Raw genomic sequence first — 20,985 nt, forward strand, 5'->3', positions numbered from 1 at the left:
TCCCGGACGCGAACACCATGACCCCCGAGACCGCCCCTTCCCGCCTGCCCGGACAGACCTTGCCCCGCGAGCCGGAGATCCTGACGACCACGGTCGGGTCCTACAGCCCCATCCCCTGGGTGCAGGCCTGGCCGGGCGAGCAGACGATCCTGGATGCCACGGCCGTGGTCATCGGCACCCAGCGCCGGGCCGGGATCGACCTGCCCACCGACGGCGAGCTCTACCGGTTCGACCCCGACCATCCGGACACGAACGGGATGATCGACTATTTCGTCCGCCGCCTCGGCGGGATCGAGACGGCCGTGGGACGCACCGACGCAGCGGCGTTTCGCGCCCGGAGCGAGATGGCCTTCCGGCGCAAGCCGGCCGGGGTGGTCCGCGGCCCGCTGCACGAGGGCACGCTGGACCTGCAGGCGGCCTGTGCCCGCTCCGCCTCCGTCGCCGGCGGTCCCTTCAAGTTCACGCTGACGAGCCCTTTCATGCTCGCCCGCACCCTGCTCGACCACCACTACGGCGATTTCGAGCGGCTCACGCTGGCGCTGGCGGACGTGCTGGCCGAGCAGGTGGCCGGCCTGCCCTGTGCCTGCGTGCAGGTGGATGAGGCCAACGTGCCGGGCAGCCCCGACATGGCCCCGCTGGCCGCCGAGGCCATCAACCGGGTGCTCCGCCGCGTGGAGGTCGAGCGCGCCGTGCACCTGTGTTTCGGCAACTATGGCGGGCAGACGATCCAGCGGGGCCGGTGGAAGGCGCTGACGGATTTCCTCAACAGCCTCGCGTGTGACCACCTGGTGCTGGAACTGGCGCACCGCCCCGCGGACGACCTGGCCGCGCTGGCGGACATCGACGCGCGGATCACACTCGGCGTCGGCGTCATCGACGTCAAGGTCAACCACGTGGAGACGCCCGACGAGGTCGCCGCCCGCATCGAGCAGGCCGTGCAGGCCGCCGGTCCCGAGCGCATCCGGTGGGTCCATCCGGACTGTGGCTTCTGGATGCTCCACCGCTCCGTCGTCGACCGCAAGATCGAGGCCCTCGTAGCCGGCCGCGACCTGTTCCTGGGCCGCTGAATCCGGCCCGCCCGCTTTTTCCGGCTACCGGCCCGGATCGGGTGAGGGGGCGAAGTCCCGGCCGAAGACGTCCAGGGCGACGGCGAGGATGCCGAACTGGTCGGTGAGAAGGCCTTCATAGCCGCAGGGCCGGTCGTCCCAGTACCGCCAGTCGCGGCCGCTGCGGCAGCCGCCGAAGACGGCCGCGTCGGCCAGCCCGGCGCACAGGCGCCGGAGCAGGGTCTCGGCCTCCTGCCGCATCCCGACCCGGTAGAGGGCGCCGACGAAGTGGCGGCTCTGCGCGTGGGTGCGCCCGCCGTTCTGGTAGAAGCCGAACGGATAGCCATGCATGATGCCGGCCAGGTCGTCGTCGGGGATGGGCCAGAGGTTGCCGGGCAGGCCCAGGTAGGCGTCGGGCAGGTTCCGGCGCCGGGCTTCTTTCCAGAGGCGCCGGATGACGTCGCGGGCCAGGTCGTCGTCGAGGAGGCCGGCGCAGACGGCGGCACCGTTGGGGGGGAGGAAGGCGTAGTCGTGCAGGCGGTCCTCACGGCAGCGCCAGCCGGCGAGCCAGCCCGTGGCCTCGTTGTAGAAGGCCGGGGCGAAGTGCGCGCGCAGGCGGGCCGCCCACGCCTCGAGCCCCTCGGCTTCTTCGGCGGCCCCCAGGCGGGGGAGGAGGCCGGCCAGCCGCACGAGGGCGGGGTAGAGCAGGGCATTGGTGAAGGCGTCCTTCCACCCGAAGGAGACCACGTCGAACCAGCAGGTGCTCCACTGGCCGGTGCCGCTCACGCCGGTACGGTAGGGGCTCTCGACCAGCCCGTCGCCGTCGAGGTCGCGGGCCCGCATGGCGTCGAGTTGCTGTCGGATGGGCTCCCGGTAGCATGCCACCCAGGCCGGGGTGCCGGCGGCTTCGAGGAAGTCGGCCAGGCCCAGCAGGCAGGCGGCGCCGGTCATCAGGTATTCGTCTTCGGCGGCGTGGCCGGCGTAGCCGAGGTAGCCGCTCGTGTAGCCGGGGCCTCCGTCGAGCCAGCGTTCGAGCGAATAGCGCACCAGTTCCATGGCCGGGAAGCCGGGGAGCAGGCTCCCGGCCCGCCGGGCGATGGCGGACCAGTTGTCCATGCAGATGGGACAGTGGATGGAGGCACCGTTGTTGCTCAGTGTGGCGGTGTCGGGGCGGAACGTGAAGGCGGTGAGTGTGCAGCGGCGGATGGCCCGGACGACCTCGGCGGGGGCGTCGTCGCGCAACGGGAGCCCGGGCTCGTCGCCGGTGCCGGCGGTGTCCCGGACGGGGAAGGCGTCCGAGAAGTGCCAGGTGAGGCGGCTGTGGAAGCGGCCCGCCGGCAGGAGGTAGTCCCCCTCCGGCCGGGGGACTTCGCCCAGCTTCAGCTCGAGCGTCGTCATGTCGAGCGGGCGGAAAGCGTCGCTGCGCAGGAGGACCTCGTCGCCGGAGGCTTCGAGCAGGAAGCTGCCGTGCCCGGGGAAGTGGAGCCAGGCGGGCAGGTCGAGCAGGCCCGTTTCGCCCGAGCGCACCAGGCGCCCAATGGCATGGGCCGGCGTGACCGTGCAGTCGAGGCCCAGCATCCAGGCACACGATCGCCAGGCCCGGAGGGGGCGTTCGCCGTGGCGCTCGGCCTCGAGCACGAGCCGGTCCGGCCAGACCTCCCAGGCCAGCCGGTAGTGTTGCCCGCTCGTGCCCAGCGTCAGCTCGTAGACGACCCGGTTCCCGTCGACCGTGGTGGTGCCCGTGACGTGGTTGCGCAGGGCCGGCTGGACGACCGGCGCCGACCCCACCGGGTGGAGTTGCGGTCCCTGGAAGAAAAGGCCGGGATTGTGGCGGAGCACGTCGGCCCGCCGTTCCGGGGCACCCGGGGCCAGCCGGGCAAGACCGGCACGGTTCAGGCAGAAGGCGACGTCGAAGTGGGCGGAGCGGAAGCGGAGGGCGCCGTCCGTGCGTTCGGACGAAAGGCCGGCGGGCAGCGGCGTCGTCGTGCGGGCCGGGGCGGGTTGCAGCAACTGCTCACCCGGCGGGGCCAGGGGTTCGAGCAGTTCGCCCTCCAGCATCAGGCCCCCGGCCGCCAGGTTCCACGACGGCCACCACCCGTCGATGGCGCACCGGCGGATCTCGATGAGGGCGGCCCGTGCCTCGATGCTTCCCAGGTCGTACCACGCCGGCGCCGCGTCCGTCGCGGCGGGCAGGTCGCGCTCGTCGCGGTGGACGCGCCACGCCGTCCCGTCCCATACGAGCACGCGAAAGGCTGTCACACGGTCCAGGTCGACGTGGCTGCCGCACTTGTGGTGGCCGGGTGCGGTGCGGAGGCCCAGCCGGTGCAGGCGTGCCGGCGCATGGAGCGGGACGGCCCGGGCATGGATGATGCGTCGTGCCGGCGCCCCCGCCTCGCCGGGCAGGCGTTCGGTCCAGAGGGCGCGCCCGAAGGCGAAGGGCTGATGGCCCGCCGTGTCGCCCATCGGGGGTTCATGATCGCGCAGTGCGAGCAGGTCGGTCATGAAGTCGAAGGGGTTCGGTGTTCGTGGGGAGGGGTAGGCCCGGCTAAGCCGTGGCGTGGAACAGGCGGACTTCGCCGAAGTCGAGGTGGGCGGTGTGGGTAGTACGGGCCGGTCCGCCCTCCTCGGGCTGCATGGGGAGGGGCAGGGTGAGCGTGTGCGTCCCCGTCTCGGTGGCGACGAGCATCGCGGTGCTCCGTGTGGCGGCGACGATGGCCGGGCGGTCGGTCCACAGCGCGGCGCCGGCCTCGGCCGCCAGGCGGCGGAGGAGCTCGACGGGCAGCGGCGCCGTGCCGGCGTAGACGGAGGTCCAGCCGTCCATCACACGCCGGGCAAGGGCCGGGCGGCGGGGCGTCGTCCACCGGCCCAGGACTTCGATGTCGTCCCCGGTGACGGCGAAACGGGGATGGTAGTAGGCCGGGCTCATCACCCCGAAGCGCCGGGGCGTGTCGTCCTCCCGTCCCATCTCGATCAGCAGGGGGCCGGGGTCGTCGAGCACCTGGAAGGTGAAGCCTGTCAGGCGGGCCATCTGCTCCGGGTCGGGGCCGCCGGGGCCGAGGAGGCCGGGGGCATAGTACCAGACCACGGTGGTACCGGAGCCCGCCAGCATCGCCCGCAGCCGGTCCACCTCATCCGGCGCCAGGAGGAAGGCGTTGGGCACGAGCACGAGGCGGTAGCGGCGCAGGTCCTCCGGCGTCAGGTCGAAACGGTAGAGGAGGTCGACCGGTGCGCCCAGCCGGTTGAGGGGACGGGCCTGGGCGTTGAGGAACCAGTGGTTGAAGAAGTCCGAGTAGCGGATCCCCTGGCCGGGCCACGGGCGGGCCGCAAGCCAGTGTTCGGTGGCGAAGAAGCTCTCCGTGTCGCCGGCGAGGGCGATCTCGGCCACCGGCGAGAGGTCGAGGCGTGACCGCGTGTGGAACCGGTGCACCACCTCCCGGACGGTCTCGATGATGGGGCCATCCCCGTACCAGCCAGCCGGCACGTCGTAGTGCGGTCCGAAGTCGTAGAGCCAGCCGCCGGTGCCCTCGGCAAAGGCCCGGCCCAGGTCCCGGCGGAGGATGCGGCGGGTGCCCGTTTTCGTCTCGTGGCCGGAGCCGCCGATGCCGGGCCAGCTTTTGCCGGTGTCGAGGTAGGTGCTGGGGTCGATCTCGGAGATGAAGAGCTTGCCGCGCCGGTGGAGGGAGGCGAGCATCACGCGGAAGGCCCCGTCCCCGGCGACCCCCCGTGCCCGTCCGAGCCAGTTGCCGGCGCCGTCATAGAGGTCGCTCTCCCAGCGTTCGGCGTCCGGGTCGTTGGTCGACTGGTAGGTGTAGGGACAGGCCAGCAGGTCGATGTGGGGGCTGTCCAGGACGGCCCGGGGCCTCAGGTGGCCGCTTTCCTGGATGCGGGGTACCTCCATCAGATAGGCGAAGAACGTGCCGCAGAGCACCCGCCCGCCCATGGCCTCTTTGACGGCGGCGGCCAGGTCGGCCACCAGACGGGCGCGGACCTCGTGGAAGCGGCGGTAGAAGTCGATCACGGCGGCCTCGCGGGCCGGATCGCGCAGGAGCCCGTAGCAGGTGTAGAGCCGCTCGCGCGGTGAGGGGAGCGGACCGGCCGCCCGCGCCATCGGCGTGCTGTAGTCGGGCAGCCAGTCGGCGCCCGGCACGTTCCACTCCTCCGTGCGCCCGTGGACGAAGAAGTAGCCCATCATCCGGCTTACGAGCGGGCTGGCCTCGATGAAGCGGACGAAAGCGTGCAGCAGCGCCGTGGTGTCCCGCTTCCAGGTTTCCGAGGCATACGAAGCCTCCCAGGCTTCCCCGTAGAAGTTGGTGAAGTGGTGGTCGCCTTCGGCCAGGGGGAGGTTCCGCTTGCGGATGACGTCATAGAATCGCTCGTCGTAGTCGAGGCCGTAGGTGGCGGTTTCGTCCGGGTGGGCTTCTTTCCACCAGATCGGGGTCTGGAGCTGGAGCCGGGGAAAGAAGAAGGCGTCAGGGTGGCGCTCGAGCAGGCGGGCCAGGTAGGCTTCGAGGCGGGTGAAGTCGTACCGGCCGGGGCCGGTCCAGGCGGAGGCGAGGCCGAGCTGGGGCTGGAGCAGCCGGATGCCCATCTGCCGGTAGTTGTCCACCGTGGCCAGCAGCGAGGTGCTCAGCCCGAAGAGGGGGGCGGTTTCCTCGCCGTTGAGGAACAGGCGCGGGGCGCCGCGTTCGAGGCGCACCTCGGCCCGGCACGGGGGTTCGCCGCGCAGGGTGTCGAGCAGGGCCCGGGTGGCGGCATCCGGGGGTTCACCGGCGGGGCCGTCGATGTCGTCAAAGACGAGGCCGGCGGGCATGAGGGGCAGCACGCCCGCCGTCGCGCCGAGGCGATGGAGGAAGTCGCGTCGTTTCATGGGCAGGGCAGGAGTTTCTTGATATGGTTGTTTTATATTTGAAATGACATTTCACTTATGAATTAAAAGAAGGTAATCATTCCGGGCAAGAAAGTCACAGGGGGTGGTGAAAAAGCAGCCTTTATCGGAGGTGGTGCGTGCGCCGGTCGGGTTCCGGGTCGTCTCCGGTGCGGCTTCACCCGGATGATCGGACAGGGTCGTGGGCCGGGAGGCAGAGCGATTTGTAACAGGATGCAAGAATCGTGTAGGATCGTTCAATCCGGATACCTTCAGACGGTCCTATCTTTCGACAAAATGTGGCTACCTGTCCCCTGGCGATAGGGCTTCGACTTGATCATTCCACCTCAAACCCGACCCAACGTGCTTGCACGCTTGAAACCGCTCCGCATCCTCGTCCTGCTCCTGATCCTCGCCCCGTCGAGTGCTCTTGCTCAGGCGACCGGCGTGGAACAGACCCTCCGGGATCTCTCCGCCACGAAATGGCAATGGATGGCCGATCAGAACGTGGATGATCTGGCCACCCTTTTTCATGACCAGTCCAAATTCGTCCACATGAGCGGCACCTGGGGCAAGGTGCGCGAGCTCGACATCATCCGAAGCGGCAGCATCCACTACAAACACGCAGACGTCCACGACGTGGCGGTGGAGATCGTCGGCGATACGGCCCTGCTCTGGAGTCGCATCACCCTGCAGGCGGTGGTCCGGGGCAACGAGGTGTCCAACGAGTTCACCGTCACCGAGGTCTACAAAGCGATAGAGGGGGACTGGAAACTGCTGGCCCTGACCTTCAGCAGCGTACGCGACGAACATCGCATCGAGCATTGATCCCGGCCCGGCATCGCACCGGGACGTACGGGGGCCATGGTCCCCCATACCTTCCATCGAACCTCACGAACCATGCAAACACGCACACTCGGAACCGGCCTCGACGTGTCGGCCCTCGGCTTTGGCTGCATGGGCCTCAGCTTCGGCTACGGGCCCGCCACCGACCGCGCCGAGGCCGTCGCCCTCATCCGCCACGCCGTGGACCTGGGCGTGACGTTCTTCGACACGGCCGAGGTCTACGGGCCGTTCATCAATGAAGAGATCGTCGGCGAGGCGCTCGCGCCCGTCCGCGACCGGGTCGTCATCGCCACCAAGTTCGGGTTCGACATCGACCCCGAGACGGGCCAGATGCGGTCCGGCGGGATGCCGCTCAACAGCCGCCCCGAGCACATCCGCCGGGCCGTCGACGGGATGCTCCGGCGGCTGCGCACCGACCGCATCGACCTGCTCTACCAGCACCGCGTCGACCCGGAGGTGCCCATCGAGGACGTGGCCGGCACCGTGAAGGACCTGATCCAGGAGGGCAAGGTGCTCCACTTCGGGCTCTCCGAGGCCGGCGTCCGGACGATCCGCCGGGCGCACGCCGTGCAGCCGGTCGCGGCGCTCCAGAGCGAGTACTCCCTGTGGTGGCGCGAGCCGGAGGAGGAGATCCTGCCGGTGCTCGAAGAACTCGGCATCGGCTTCGTCCCCTTCAGCCCGCTGGGCAAGGGCTTCCTCACGGGGAAGATCGACGTCACGACGACGTTCGCCGAGAACGACTTCCGGAACACCGTCCCGCGCTTCGACCCGGAGAACCGGAAGGCGAACCTGGCGCTGGTGGACCTGCTCCGGCGGATCGCCGGCGAGAAGGGGGCGACGCCGGCACAGATCGCGCTCGCGTGGCTGCTGGCCCGGAAGCCGTGGATCGTTCCCATCCCCGGGACGACGAAGCGGCACCGCCTCGAAGAGAACGTGGCGGCGGCCGACCTCACGCTTACGGCCGGCGACCTGCAGGAGATCGAGGAGGCCCTCGCCCGGATCGAGATCCGCGGCGCCCGCTATCCCGAGAGTGCCCAGCGGATGATCGACCGCTAGGCCTATCTTTCAGGTACAAAACGGAAACCACAGCCCCATCCAAACTACTGGAGGTACCCGATGAAACCCCTGTCGCTGCTGCTTCTCGTCGCGTCGGTGCTGGTCGCCGGCTGCACGCAACCCGAATCGTCGCCCGGCGCCACGCAGGCGGCGGCGTGCGAACCGCTGGAGACGGCCCCGCGGGAAGCGCCCGGTCGTGAGCCCGCCTTCCCGGGGCAGACCCGCGCCTGTGGCGTCACCTCGGACGTCGCCTTCGATGTGGTTGTGCTGACCACGGCCCTCGAGCGCCCGTGGGCCGTCGAGCCGCTCCCCGACGGCGCGCTGCTGGTCACCGAAAAGCCCGGCCGGATGCGGGTCGTCTCGGCCGGCGGCGAGGTCGGCCCGCCCCTCGCCGGGGTCCCCGCCGTGGACGACCGGGGCCAGGGCGGCCTGCTCGACGTGGCCCTGAGCCCGGACTTCGCCACGGACCGCACCATCTTCTGGAGCTATACCGAGCCGCGGGAGGGCGGCAACGGCACCAGCATCGCACGCGGCGTCCTCTCGGCGGACCGCCGGCGCCTGGAGAACGTGCGCGTCATCCTGCGGACGCAGCCGACCTATGACAACAACTTCCACTATGGCTCACGCATCGTCTTTGCCGGGGACGGGACGTTGTTCGTTACCGTCGGCGAGCGCGCGGACACCCTCATGCGCATTCACGCCCAGCGGCTCGACGGCCACCTCGGCAAGGTGCTGCGCATCCGGCCGGACGGCTCGCCGGCGCCGGACAACCCGTTCGTCGGCCGGGAGGACGCCCTTCCCGAGATCTGGTCCTACGGCCACCGCAACCCCCAGGCCGCGGCCCTCGATGCACAGGGGCGGCTCTGGGTCATCGAGCACGGCCCCCGCGGCGGCGACGAGCTGAACCTGGCAGAGAAAGGGAAGAACTACGGCTGGCCGCTGATCACCTACGGCATCGACTACCGGGGCGGCCCGATCACGTATGCCGGCGGTCCGGCCGAGGGCGCCGGGACGCAGGGCGAGGGGCTCGAGCAGCCGGTGTACTTCTGGGACCCGGTGATCGCCCCGTCGGGCGCGCAGTTCTACGACGGCGCGGCGTTCCCGGCGTGGCAGGGCAGCCTGTTCATCGGCGCGCTGCGCGCAATGCGGCTCGTGCGGCTCGTCATCGAAGACGACCGGGTCACCGGCGAGGAGCACCTGCTCACGGACCGGAACCAGCGCATCCGCGACGTGCGGCAGGGCCCCGACGGGATGCTGTACCTCGTCACCGACGAAGGCCAGCTGTTGAAGCTCACACCGCGCGGTTGATTCTCCGGCACCATCCAGCGAGGCAATCCATGAAACGCATCCTCTCACTTTTTCTCCTGGCCGTCTGCGGGACCGGCATGCCCGGCCCGGCCCTGGCCCAGGAACCACCCGATACGCGGCCCTACTACGTCGGCAACCCGCTGGGCCTGCCCGTCGTCCCGGACCCCGGCGGCACCTTCGCCCCCATCTCGCCCCACGTCCGGGTCTACGGGGCCATCTACTGGGCCGAGAGCTGCACCTACGACGCGGAGCGGGGCGTGCTCGTGGTGCCCAACCGCGGCGTGCCGCAGCGCGTCCAGGCCAATGACGCCTGGGTGTCCCTCATCAACCACGACGGGTCGGTGCATACGGCCCGGTGGATCGGCGTGCAGGGCCCGGACGAACGGGCGCGCCTGACGCCGCCGCTCGTGCTGAACGATCCCCTGGGCAGCGAGATCGCCGGGGGCGTGCTCTATATGGCCGACCGGGATGGCGGCACGGGCCCGGACGATCCCAGCGTCGCCGTCATCCGGCGGTTCGACCTCCGCACGGGCATGCCGGCTGGCGACGTTCGCATCGAAGGCTCTCCCTGGATCAACGACCTGGCCGTCGCTCCCGACGGGACGGTCTACGCCACCCAGACGGGCGACTTCGGTGACGACCCCGACCCTGCGACGTGGCGCGTCTGGAAGGTCTCGCCGGACGGCACGGCGTCGGTCTTTGCCCAGGGGCCGCCGCTCCGCATGCCCAACGGCATCGCCTTCGACCCCGAGGGCCATCTCGTCGTCGTCAACTTCGGCAACGCCGACGTGCTGACCTTTGCGCCGGACGGCCGGCTGGTCCGTACGGAGCAGGCCGCCCAGCCCGGCGGCGACGGGCTCGTGATCCTGCCGGACGGGACGAAGTACGTGAGCAGCGTCCGGCACGGCGGCGTCTCGCGCATCCGCCCGGGCGAGGCGGCCGAACTCATCGCCGAGAACATCCCGAGTGCCGCATCGATGTGCTACGACGCCGGCGCCCACCAACTGGTCATCCCCATGAACCCGAACAACGGCCTCGCCTTCGTTCCCCTCGATTGAGGCGATCCTGTGCAAGAGCGGGGAAGCATCGAGGCGGATGGGGAAAAAAGGAGGGACGGGCTTGACAGCGGCGGGGACGTGTCTTATTATGGAAACGTTTCCATCCGGCGCATGGGATCGGGAAGATTCCACGTGTATGGAATCGGGCGGTGGGTACGATCCGGGAGGAGCCTTCTTTTTTTATCGTGCGAAGTGGAAACGTTTCCATTCAGGTTGAGCCGTCGGCGTTTTGACGATGAGCGTAACCATCAAAGATGTGGCGCGTGAGGCCGGCGTGGCCGTTTCGACCGTGTCGCGCATGCTCAACAACAGCGGGCCGGTCAGTCCCGAGGCGCGGCAGCGGATCGAGGCGGCCGCCCGGCGGCTGGGCTATGTGCCCAACGCCACCGCGCGCAGCCTCATCACCAGCAAGACCCACACGCTCGGCATCCTGCTGCCGGATCTCTTCGGGGAATTCTATTCGGAAGTGCTGCGGGGGCTGGATCAGACGGCCCGCCAGCATGCCTACCACATCCTCGTCTCCAGCTCGCACAACGAGCGGCGCGACATCGAGGCGGCGCTGCTGGCGATGAACGGGCGGGTGGACGGCCTCGTGGTGATGGCACCGGCCGTCGACCGGCGGGCGCTGCGGGACAACCTGCCGGCGCGGCTCCCGGTGGTGCTGCTCAACTGCCACGTCGATGCCAGCGGCTTCGACACCATCCGCCTCGACAACGAGGGGGGGGCCCGCGCGCTGGTGGAACACCTGATCGCACACGGCCATCGCCACATCGCCATGATCACGGGCGGGGCGGGTAACATCGACGCGGAGGAACGGCTCGGCGGCTACCGGGCTGCGCTCGAGGCGGCCGGCCTGCCCGTCGACCCCGGCCTGATCGTCGAGGGCGACTTCACGCAGGCGGCCGGCTACCGGGCCATGCAGGCGCTGCTGGCGCGGACGCCCCGTCCGACGGCCCTCTTCGCTGCCAACGACGCGATGGCCATCGGGGCCATGGGGGCGCTCCGGGAGGCCGGTCTCCGTGTGCCGGAGGACGTAGCCGTCGGCGGCTTCGACGACATCCCCATGGCGCCGTACCTGAACCCCCCGCTGACCTCGGTGCATGTGCCCATCAGCGAGCTGGGCGCGCTGGCCATGCAGCGCCTCATCGACCGTATCGAGAACGAACATCCACCGGAACCCCGGGAGGAGGTGATCCCGACACGCCTTGTTGTGCGGGCGTCATCCGGCGGTCCCGTCGTCTCCGGTTAACCGATCACCAAGAAGGAGGATAAGGCCATGAAACGAATCGCTACCATGTGCACGCTCGGCGTGTTGCTGGTTGGCCTCACCGTGCCGTTCGTGGCGGCGCAGCCCGTCCGCAACGGCGTCGACGTCATCTGGGCCCGCGACGTTGCCGGCGCCACCATGACGCTCGACGGGCAACTCGCGGAGCCGGAATGGGCGCTGGCGGAAAAGATCGAACTGAAATGGAACAACCCGCCCGGCGGCAAGCCCGGAAGCGGCCAGAAGATCGAGGGCAACCCGCAGATCGCCGAGCCGCTCGACGGCAACGACGGGACCCTCTATCTGCTCCGTGATGGCAACGTGCTCTGGATGGGGCTCGACGTGCGGGACAAGTCGATCGGCGGCGGGCGCGCCCTGCAGGCCGGAAACTGGTTCTTCGACGGCTTCATCATGGCGATGACCGACCGGAGCGAGCGCGGCCTGATCAACTACGATGATCCGAACAACTTCGTCACAAACCCGGCCGAATTCATCTATGGCTGGTGGCTCCCGGCCGATACGCTCGAGGGGGGCCTGCCGGTGCCGGACATTGGGCCGCGCTTCTTCGGCAACTACGGGGTAGGCTTCAACGACAAGCGCGATGCCGAGCGCACGCCCGAAAAGGAGGCGGTGTTGAACTGGGCCTACTCGATCGACGGCGTCTCGAACGACGATACGCACGGGGACGACGTGGGCTACGTGTTCGAGGTGACGATCGACCTCGGCCTGCTGGGGTACGACTTCTCCCGGCCCGGCGGGGACAAGGTGCCTTTCAGCTTCGCCCTGCAGGATGCCGACTACAACTGGCCGTTCGACGAGAACAAGTTCTGGGTCTCCCGGGTGTGGTTCCAGAACCAGTGGGCCAACAATTTCAACGAGGGCGCGGCCTACATCCTCGGTGCCTCCGACGTGACGGTGAACTCGGGGGCGGCGCCGGACGTGACCGAGCCGGAGTTTCATATCCCCACGGCGGGTGCGCTGGGAGCCCCGACGCTCGACGGCAGCCTGGACGAGGCCGTCTGGCAGACGGCCGAACCCATCTTCTACATGCAGTACCAGGCCCCGCCCGAGGTGATGGACATGAACCCGGGTGCGATCGCGCCCTATTACCAGATGTGGTTCCGCCCGGACATCAACGGGGACGGCAACGCCGCGCTGGTCGTTGACCCGTCGCTGGCCCAGGTGAAGATGTTCTTCGAGGGGAACACCCTGTACATCGGCGTCGACGTGGCGGACCAGGCCGTCAGCGGCTTCTCCTCGGAGGGTGGCCGGGACGGCATCCGGTTCACGATGCGTCATTACGCGGAAACGGATGCGGAGGGGACCCTCACCAGCCGCCAGATCGACGTCTACATCGACTCGTCGGGCGTGGCGCAGTTCGCCCTGGATGCCCTCACGATCAACAGCGAAAACCCGGGGGCCATCCAGGCCATGGCGCACCTGAAGGGCGCTTCCACCGTGGCCGACCCGACGGACATCGACGAGGGGTATCAGCTGGAGATCGCCATCGACCTGACGGCGGCCCTCGGGTATCCGGACGGCCTGGGCGACGGCCGGCTCTGGCTCTCGGTGAACTTCTTCGACGGGGACTTTCTCGAAAACCCGGCCGACAGCTATGCGACGCGCACCTGGATTTCGGGTGAACGGGCCGAGGGAGGCAGCATCTACGGGTATCTGAACGCGGCTTCGGCCGTCGCCGTCGAGGACGAGCCGGCCGGGGTACCGGAGCGGATCACGCTGCTGGGCAACTTCCCGAACCCGTTCCATGCGACGACCACGCTCCGTTACGCGCTCCCCCGGGCCGGGGAGGTGACGGTGCAGGTCTTCGACGTGCTCGGGCGGCAGGTGGCACAGCTCAAGCCCGGCCGCCAGGGCGCCGGCACGCAGGCGCTCGCCTTCGACGCTGCCGGCTTTGCCTCGGGCATCTACTTCTACCGCGTGCAGGTGGCCGAGGCCGCCGGAGGGCAGGTGCTCTCCAGCAGCACGGGCCGCATGGTGCTGCTGAAGTGAGTCAAGGATCCATGAGCGATGGTCGATGGTCAATGGCCGGTGCGGGTGCGGATTTTCGCCCTGTCACGGGCCATTGACCGTCGCCCGTCGACCCGCAAAAAGAAAATCATGGCGAAGCGAGGGCGTTTCGGACGCGTGAGACGTCCGTTCATCGGGCTGCTTTTCGTGCTGTGTGGGACCATGGCGGGCAGTGCGTGGGCGCAGACCGGCAAGCTGGCCGGGCGTATCACCGACGAGCGGGGCGATCCCGTCGTCGGGGCGACGGTCCTGATCGTCGATACCGGGCTCGGGACGGCGGCGGACCTGAACGGGGACTATGCCGTCATCCGCATCCCGCCGGGCACCTACAGCGTGCGCTTCAGCAGCGTCGGCTATCAGACCCAGATCGTCGAAGGGGTGCTCATCACCTCGAACAACACCACCACGCTCGACGTGACCCTCCGCGAGGAGGTCATCCAGGGCGAGGAGGTGGTCGTCACGGCCGAGCGGCCCCTCGTCGATGTGTCCCTGACCAGCTCGATCCAGACGCTGACGCGGGAGGACATCGACGTGTTGCCCGTGCAGCAGCTCGACGAGATCGTCAACCTGCAGGCGGGCGTCGTGGACGGCCACTTCCGGGGCGGCCGCCTGGGCGAGGTACAGTACCAGGTGGACGGCGTCTCGGTCAACAACCCCTTCAACAATGCCTCGACGCTCACGCTGGACCGCTCCGTGCTACAGGAGGTGCAGGTCATCAGCGGCACCTTCGACGCCGAGTACGGGCAGGCCCTCAGCGGCGTCGTCAACGCCGTCCTCCGCAGCGGCGACGAAGACCGCTACGAGTTCTCCGCCGAGGTCTTCATGGGGGATTACGTCAGCCCCGGCAACGACTCGACGGTCATCGTGGACCGCTTCGAAGGGCCGATGACCGTGGCCCTCTTCCCCCATATCGACGACATCGACCCGGCCACGCGGCAGAACTACCAGGCCAGCCTGAGCGGGCCGCTGCCGCTCGCCCCGCGCACGACGTTCCTCCTGAGCGGCCAGCGCTTCGTGGACCTGGGGCACCTGATGGGCGAGCGCCGCTTCCGGCCCACCGACCGGAACGACTTCGAGCAGCGCGTCTTCAACCCCACCGGGGACGGTGCCATCGTCCCGATGGACTTCGACAAGCAATGGTCCTGGCTGGGCAAGCTCACCAACCGCTCGATCCCCAACGTGCAGCTCAGCTACCAGGCCGTCGGCAACTACATCGAACGGCAGAACTACAACCACGCCTTCCGTTTCAACCCCGACGGGCAGAAGACCGCGAAACAGTTTTCCATCGTCCACGGGCTGGACTGGACGCACACCCTCAGCGACCGCCTGTTCTACGAGCTGAGCCTGCGCCAGAACTACTTCGACTACAAGGACATGAAGTACGAGGATCTCGGGACGATCCCGGAGGATGCCGGCAAGCAGTTCCCGTTGCCCGAGGATTCCCCGTACCGGGCACCCGGCCCGCCGCGCGGCGACGCCAACTACGAAGAGGGCGCCATCGTGCAGGGGGTGGACCTGGGCCGGTTCGTCCAGCGGACGAACGCGCTCGTGTTCAAGGGGACCGTCACCAGCCAGGCCACGAAGACGCATCTGCTCAAGGCGGGCGTCGAACTCCAGCGGGCGCGGCTCTCCTTCGGCACCCCCGGCCGCGTCGACCAGGTCGTCGTGGACGGTATCCAGCAGCTTGGCGTCGTCCGCGACACGCTCGGGGCCGAGGTGAACCACTACGAGCCCGTCAGCGGCGCCGCGTTCATTCAGGACCGCATCGAGTGGCGCGACCTGCGCGTGCGCGTCGGCCTCCGCCTCGAGTACTTCGATGCCAACGCCACCATCCCGAGCGACCTGCAGAACCCGGCCAACAGCATCGACGGGGCGCCGCCGTCGCTGCCAAAGCCGACCTCCGTCAAGCTGGCGCTCGCGCCCCGGCTGGGCATCTCGTTCCCGATCCTCGACCGGGCCTCGGTCTTCTTCTCCTACGGGCACTTCTACCAGATGCCCGGCCTCGGCCAGATCTTCTCGAACGCCGACTACTCCGTGCTCGAGGACCTGCAGGCCGGCGCCGTCGACTACGGCGTGATGGGCAATCCGGACCTCAAGCCCGAGTTCACGGCGCAGTATGAGTTCGGCTTCAAGTCCGAGTTGACGCCGTTCCTGGGGCTGGACCTGAGCCTGTTCTACAAGGACATCCGGGATCTGCTCGGCGTCGAGTTCGTGCAGACCTACACGGCCGCCGAATATGCGCGGCTGACCAACGTCGACTTCGGCGGGGTGCGCGGCTTCACGCTGGCGCTCGACCAGCGCGGGCCGGGGCCGCTGAGCACCTCGATCGACTACACGCTCCAGGTGGCCACCGGCAACAGCAGCGACCCGCGCGAGACGGCCAACCGCGCCGCCGCCGGCGAGGACCCGCGCCCCCGGCAGGTGCCCTTCAACTGGGACCAGCGTCATACCCTCAACGGCACGCTCATCTGGTACCAGCCGGATAACTTCGCCGTCACGGCCATCGTCCGCTATGCCAGCGGCCAGCCCTACACGCCCACCATCAGCACCGGCTTCGGGGCCGAGCTCGAAGCCAACTCCGGGCGCAAGCCCGACTACGTCACCGTCGACCTCCGGGCGGAGAAGTTCTTCCGCGTCGGCGCCGTCAACTGGACCGCCTTCGTCCGGGTCTTCAACCTGTTCGACCAGCACTTTGCCAACGGCTTCGTGTATGCGGACACGGGCAGCCCGTTCTTCACCCTGAACCCGGCGCAGCAGCGCAACCCGAACCCCGCCCGGTTGAACCCGCCCCGGCGCGTCGAGATCGGAATCTCGTTGCGCGGTGTCGTGCCCCGGTAAAGGGCCTGGTCTGGAGGGCGGCCGGGTTTCGCTCCCGGACCGCCGATAACCGGTCATCAGAACGTTCCACCGACCACCACCCCTTGTTCGATAGAGAAGCGAGATGAAGCGCCTTTTCCCCCTTCTCCTCTGGCTGTTTCTGGGTGTGCCGGCACAGGCGCAGGAGCTGGAGCCGGTGGTGCCGCCGGAGCTGCGCAGCCGCATCGACTTCGAGCGCTCCGCCGTGCACGACGCCAACCGCATCCGCACCGTCTTCTACAACTACGGGATGGTCGGCGATTTCCAGGTCAACCCGGACCTGAGCATTTTTCACTCGGTGGAGGTCCCGAAGGGAAGCGGGCTCAACTATTCGGACGGCATCACCCCGTTCGTGCTGGCGCGCATCGTGCAGGAGAACGGGCGGGAGGCCTACATCATGGAGACGGGCTATCGCGAGCGGCAGGCGACGAGCCCCTTCTCCGGCCGGGTGATGCGCTTCGAGCCGCGCCCCGGCTACCTCGAGCCCGACCCGAACATCAACAAGGGGCGCTCGATCGCCCTCTCGAACGACCCGCGCACCTGGCCCGGCGCCGTCGATGCCAGCGGCAACCCCCGCGAGGGCGTCGACCCGAGCCAGTGCTGGATCGACAAGGTCAACGACCCGGACGATCCCGGCTGGTGCGGTTCGTGGAACGGCTTCTTCGGCAAGCGCCCCAACGCCGACCAGGAGTCCTTCTTCGTGATGGACGACAACTTCTACGACGCCTGGAGCTTTTACCCGGACAGCCGCGACCGCACGCGCCGGGGGCTGGGCCTGCGCGTCGAGGTGCGGGGGTTCCAGTGGGCCAACCCCCAGGCGCAGAACGTCATCTTCTGGCACTACGACATCGTCAACGAGGGGACGACCGACTACGAGGACATCGTCTTCGGCCTCTACATGGACTCGGGCGTCGGCGGGTCGGCCGTCTCGTGTGACGGCACCCCGGAGTCCGACGACGACAACGCCTTCTACAACCGCGACTTCGGCCTGAACCTGGTCTACACGTGGGACAAAGGCGGGCGCGGGGTCAGCCTCAGCTCGAACTGTGCCCCGACCGGCTACCTGGGCTATGCCTACCTGGAGACGCCCGGCAACCCGTTCGACGGCGTGGATAACGACGAAGACGGCATCACCGACGAGCGGCGCGACGGCGGCCCGGGTGAGCGCATCGAGGGGCAGGACGCCATCCGGGCCTACGTGCAGGCCCACTACGACCTGGCCCGCTTCGAGGCGTTCTACGGCCCGCTCGAGGAACGCCCGGCCTACCGCGCCGGCGTCTGGTGGACCGGCGACGAGGACATGGACTGGGTCGCCGAGTTCAACGACACCGGCGCCGACGGCATCTTCGAGGACGACGACAACCCCGCCGACACCGGCGAGCGGGACGGCATCCCGACCGAAGGCGAGCCCAACTTCGACCGCACCGACGTCAACGAGTCCGACATGATCGGGCTGACGGGCTTCAAGATGAACCGCATCCGGGCCGGGGCCGGGGCGCCCACGTCCGAGACGGACAACATCGTCTTCTTCATGAACGAACAGGAGTGGCCGAAACGCCTCTACGAGCAGTTCACCCATCCCGACGAGGACGTGCGTTTCGACGACCCGCTCGTGCTCAACTACAACATCGGCTTCCTGTTCGCGTCGGGGCCGTTCCGGCTGGAGGCCGGCCGGCGCGAGCGCTTCAGCCTGGCCCTCGCCTTCGGGCAGGACCTGACCGAGCTGGAGTCCACCGTCGAGGTGGTGCAGTCCATCTATGCGGCCAACTACCAGTTTGCCACGCCGCCGCCCCTGCCGACGGTGCAGGCCTATGCCGGGGACGGCTTCGTCACGCTGACGTGGGACAACGCCGCCGAGCGCTCGGTCGACCCCGTCACGAACCGGAACGACTTCGAGGGCTACCGGATCTACCGCGCCACCGACCCCAACTTCCTCGACGCGCAGGTCATCTCGAACGCCCGTGGCACCGGGCCCTTCGGCAACGGGCGGCCCATCGCCCAGTTCGACCTGGCCAACGGCATCCGCGGCTTTTCGAACCTGACCGTCGACGGCGTCGCCTACTGGCTCGGGGAGGATACCGGCCTGACGCACACGTTCACCGACTCGACCGTCACCAACGGCCAGACGTATTACTACGCCGTCACGGCCTATGACCGGGGGTCGGAGGAGTTCAAGTTCTTCCCGTCGGAGAACGCCATCACGGTCTCGCGCACGCCCCGCGGGGGGACGATCCTGCCGAAGAACGTCGTCGAGGTGCGGCCGAACCCGCCGGTGCCCGGCTACGTCGGTGCCCGTGTGGCCGAGGGCTCGATCGCGCACGTCGAAGGGGAGGGGAGCGGCTCCGTGGAGGTGCGCATCCTCAACCCGGCGGCCGTGCCGGACGGCCACACGTTCCGCCTCGACTTCCACGGCTCGGCCGACAGCGTCCGGGCCGCCTCGTACAGCCTGACCGACCTGACGACGGGCGAGGTGCTGTTCGAGGAGGGCACCGACCTGGAGGGGCGGGGCGTGGGCCCCGTCGGGGCCGGCCTGCTGCCCGTCGTCCGGACGCCCGCCACCGTGGAGGTGGACACCCTGCGCTCCGGCTTCCGGGAGGGGAGCGGCACCACGGCCCGGTTCACGGCCCGCTACGTGGCGGCCCTGCCGATCAACCTGCGGCGGCCCGGCTTCCCCGAGGACCTCGTCGTCACCTTTGCCGACAGCCCGCTGGACACCTCGCTGGCCGCCATCGGGGCGCCGGCCATCCCCGCCCGCTTCAAGATCGAGAGCGCCGTGACGGGGCGGCAGTTCGACTTCCGCTTCCGCGACGTCAACGGGGATGCTACCCTCAGCGACGCGGGCGAGTACATCGAGGTGATGCTGCCCGAGGCCGAAGGGTCGACGCGGCAGCGCCCGGCCTGGCGCATCGAGCTGGACGCCGTGCGGACCCCGCCGCCGCTGGCGACGCCCCCGGGAGCAGGTGATGTCTATGAGCTGGTGCTCCGGCGTCCCTTCGGCCACGAAGACGCCTTCACGTTCGAGGTGATCGGCGAGACGATCGACCCCGTGAAGGCCCGCGAGACGTTCGCCGAGGAGAAGCCCTACGTGGTGCCCAACCCGTACGTGGCCTCGGCCAGCTTCGAGCCCGAGCGCTTCGCCGTCGCCGGACGCGGCGAGCGCCGGATGGAGTTCCGCGCCATCCCCGCCGGGGCCACCATCCGGATCTACACCCTGCGCGGCGAACTGGTGCAGACCCTCCATCACGATGGCTCCACCACCGGCATGGTCCCGTGGAACCTCCGCACAAAAGACAACCTGGAAGTGGCGCCCGGTCTCTACATCTTCCACGTTGAGGCCGACGGCGTGGGCGACTACGTGGGCAAGTTTGCGATCATCAAATAGGGGGAAACGGTCGGGAGATGGCAGAGGGCGGCGGGTGATGCTGAAAGCATCCGTTACACGTCCAGGTTCAACCTGCACGATGCCCGTCTGCCATGCCGACCGGATCCGGTAAACGCCTGAGCGACATGAAGCGGCTCCTGATTTTTCTGATCCTGCTGTGGCCGGTGCTGACGGTCCGGGCGCAGAGCAAGACGGGCACAACCGTCGGGCAGTTTCTCCTGATCGAGCCGAGCGCCCGGATGGCGGCCATGGGCAACGCGGGGGTGACCGACTTCCACGAGGTCACGGCGGCCTTCTACAACCCGGCTGCGCCCGGTCACCTGCCCGGCTCGGACGCGCAGTTCACCTATGCCCGCTGGCTGGCGGACATCACGTACAACTATGCGGCCGTGGCCGTCCGGCTGGGCGAGCTGAACACCCTCCACCTGGCCGTGACGGTGCTGAACTCCGGCGAGATGGATGTGCGCACGGTCGAACAGCCGCTGGGCACCGGCGAACGCTTCTCGGTGAAGGACCTGGCGCTGGGCCTGGGGTACAGCCGCCGGCTCACGGACCGTTTCTCGGCCGGGGTGCAGGTCAACTACGTGCAGGAGACGATCTGGCACAGCTCGATGCAGGCCCTCGGGTTCAACTTCGGGGTGCTCTACGAGCTGCCCTTCCAGGCCTACCTGGGCGCCAGCCTGTCCAACTTCGGCACGCGCGGCGTCTTCGACGGGCGCGACCTGCGCGTCCGCTACGACCAGGACCCGGACCGCTTCGGAGACAACAGCAGCCTGCCGGCCGCGCTCCATACCGAGGATTTCCCCCTCCCGATCCTCTTTCGCGTCGGCCTCGGATTCCCGCTGAACCTCTCCCCACAGAACACGGTGCACCTCGTCGTCGATGCCTTCCAGCCGAGCGACAACACCAACAGCGTCAGCTTTGGCGGAGAGTGGCTCTTCATGGATACGTTCGCCCTGCGCGGCGGCTACCAGCATCTGTTCCAGCAGGACGCCGAGACGGGCCTCACCCTCGGCATGGGCATCAAGTACGACGTGGCCAGCTACGTCTTCCGCATCGATTATGCCTGGAACGACTACGGCCGCGTCGGGGATGTGCAGCGGTTCACCCTGGGGTTTGCGTTCTGATACCTGCTCTGCGGAGGGGCTGTGCGCGGGATCGGGGACCGGCGGCGTCGACCCGCCTCGGGGAGCGTCGACCGGCCGGTCAACGGTTCCGTTCAGAAACGTGCACCGTGAATGCGCAGGGAGGGCATGAGGGGGGAGGCGCGCCCCACG

General features: G+C 68.9%; 12 protein-coding genes. 10 read left to right on the top strand and 2 right to left on the bottom strand.

The window, feature by feature from the left end; genetic code table 11:
• Nucleotides 1–17 precede the first annotated feature (17 nt).
• A complete protein-coding gene (locus GQ464_RS17320; RefSeq protein WP_166976512.1) occupies nucleotides 18–1,067 on the top strand; it encodes a cobalamin-independent methionine synthase II family protein in 1,050 nt (349 codons plus the stop codon).
• Between the two features lie 24 nt (nucleotides 1,068–1,091).
• Here the strand turns inward: GQ464_RS17320 and GQ464_RS17325 are convergent, their stop codons facing one another.
• Both GQ464_RS17325 and GQ464_RS17330 read right to left on the bottom strand, forming a co-directional pair.
• A complete protein-coding gene (locus GQ464_RS17325) occupies nucleotides 1,092–3,548 on the bottom strand; it encodes a glucosidase family protein (protein ID WP_166976511.1) in 2,457 nt (818 codons plus the stop codon).
• A 43-nt stretch (nucleotides 3,549–3,591) separates the two neighbouring features.
• Nucleotides 3,592–5,913, bottom strand: coding sequence for a type 1 glutamine amidotransferase family protein (locus GQ464_RS17330; protein WP_166976510.1), 2,322 nt, complete (start codon nucleotides 5,911–5,913; stop codon nucleotides 3,592–3,594).
• 372 nt (nucleotides 5,914–6,285) lie between these two features.
• Here GQ464_RS17330 and GQ464_RS17335 point away from each other — a divergent pair, with 372 nt between their 5' ends.
• The 9 genes from GQ464_RS17335 (at nucleotide 6,286) to GQ464_RS17375 (ending at nucleotide 20,835) form a co-directional block, all read left to right on the top strand.
• Nucleotides 6,286–6,738 carry a nuclear transport factor 2 family protein gene (locus GQ464_RS17335; RefSeq protein WP_166976563.1) on the top strand — a complete coding sequence of 151 codons (453 nt, stop codon included), beginning with the start codon at nucleotides 6,286–6,288 and terminating at the stop codon, nucleotides 6,736–6,738.
• A gap of 72 nt (nucleotides 6,739–6,810) precedes the next feature.
• On the top strand, nucleotides 6,811–7,812 hold the full coding sequence (locus GQ464_RS17340; RefSeq protein ID WP_166976509.1) for an aldo/keto reductase: 1,002 nt from the start codon (nucleotides 6,811–6,813) through the stop codon (nucleotides 7,810–7,812).
• Nucleotides 7,813–7,872: 60 nt separating this feature from the next.
• Nucleotides 7,873–9,120 carry a PQQ-dependent sugar dehydrogenase gene (locus GQ464_RS17345; RefSeq protein ID WP_166976508.1) on the top strand — a complete coding sequence of 416 codons (1,248 nt, stop codon included), beginning with the start codon at nucleotides 7,873–7,875 and terminating at the stop codon, nucleotides 9,118–9,120.
• Between the two features lie 29 nt (nucleotides 9,121–9,149).
• Nucleotides 9,150–10,178 carry an SMP-30/gluconolactonase/LRE family protein gene (locus tag GQ464_RS17350; RefSeq protein WP_228350405.1) on the top strand — a complete coding sequence of 343 codons (1,029 nt, stop codon included), beginning with the start codon at nucleotides 9,150–9,152 and terminating at the stop codon, nucleotides 10,176–10,178.
• 235 nt (nucleotides 10,179–10,413) lie between these two features.
• Nucleotides 10,414–11,427, top strand: a complete 1,014-nt coding sequence (locus GQ464_RS17355) for a LacI family DNA-binding transcriptional regulator (RefSeq protein ID WP_166976507.1) — start codon at nucleotides 10,414–10,416, stop codon at nucleotides 11,425–11,427.
• A gap of 27 nt (nucleotides 11,428–11,454) precedes the next feature.
• Nucleotides 11,455–13,452 (top strand): T9SS type A sorting domain-containing protein, encoded by a 1,998-nt coding sequence (locus tag GQ464_RS17360; RefSeq protein WP_166976506.1) that lies wholly within the window; start codon nucleotides 11,455–11,457, stop codon nucleotides 13,450–13,452.
• 135 nt (nucleotides 13,453–13,587) lie between these two features.
• On the top strand, nucleotides 13,588–16,308 hold the full coding sequence (locus GQ464_RS17365; RefSeq protein ID WP_166976505.1) for a TonB-dependent receptor: 2,721 nt from the start codon (nucleotides 13,588–13,590) through the stop codon (nucleotides 16,306–16,308).
• A 103-nt stretch (nucleotides 16,309–16,411) separates the two neighbouring features.
• Complete coding sequence (locus tag GQ464_RS17370; RefSeq protein WP_166976504.1) at nucleotides 16,412–19,708, top strand: fibronectin type III domain-containing protein; 3,297 nt, start codon at nucleotides 16,412–16,414, stop codon at nucleotides 19,706–19,708.
• Nucleotides 19,709–19,800: 92 nt separating this feature from the next.
• Nucleotides 19,801–20,835: a PorV/PorQ family protein gene (locus GQ464_RS17375; RefSeq protein WP_228350406.1), complete on the top strand. Its 1,035-nt coding sequence runs from the start codon at nucleotides 19,801–19,803 to the stop codon at nucleotides 20,833–20,835.
• The last annotated feature ends 150 nt before the right edge of the window (nucleotides 20,836–20,985 follow it).

It is taken from the genome of Rhodocaloribacter litoris, assembly GCF_011682235.2.
Taxonomy (GTDB): domain Bacteria; phylum Bacteroidota; class Rhodothermia; order Rhodothermales; family ISCAR-4553; genus Rhodocaloribacter; species Rhodocaloribacter litoris.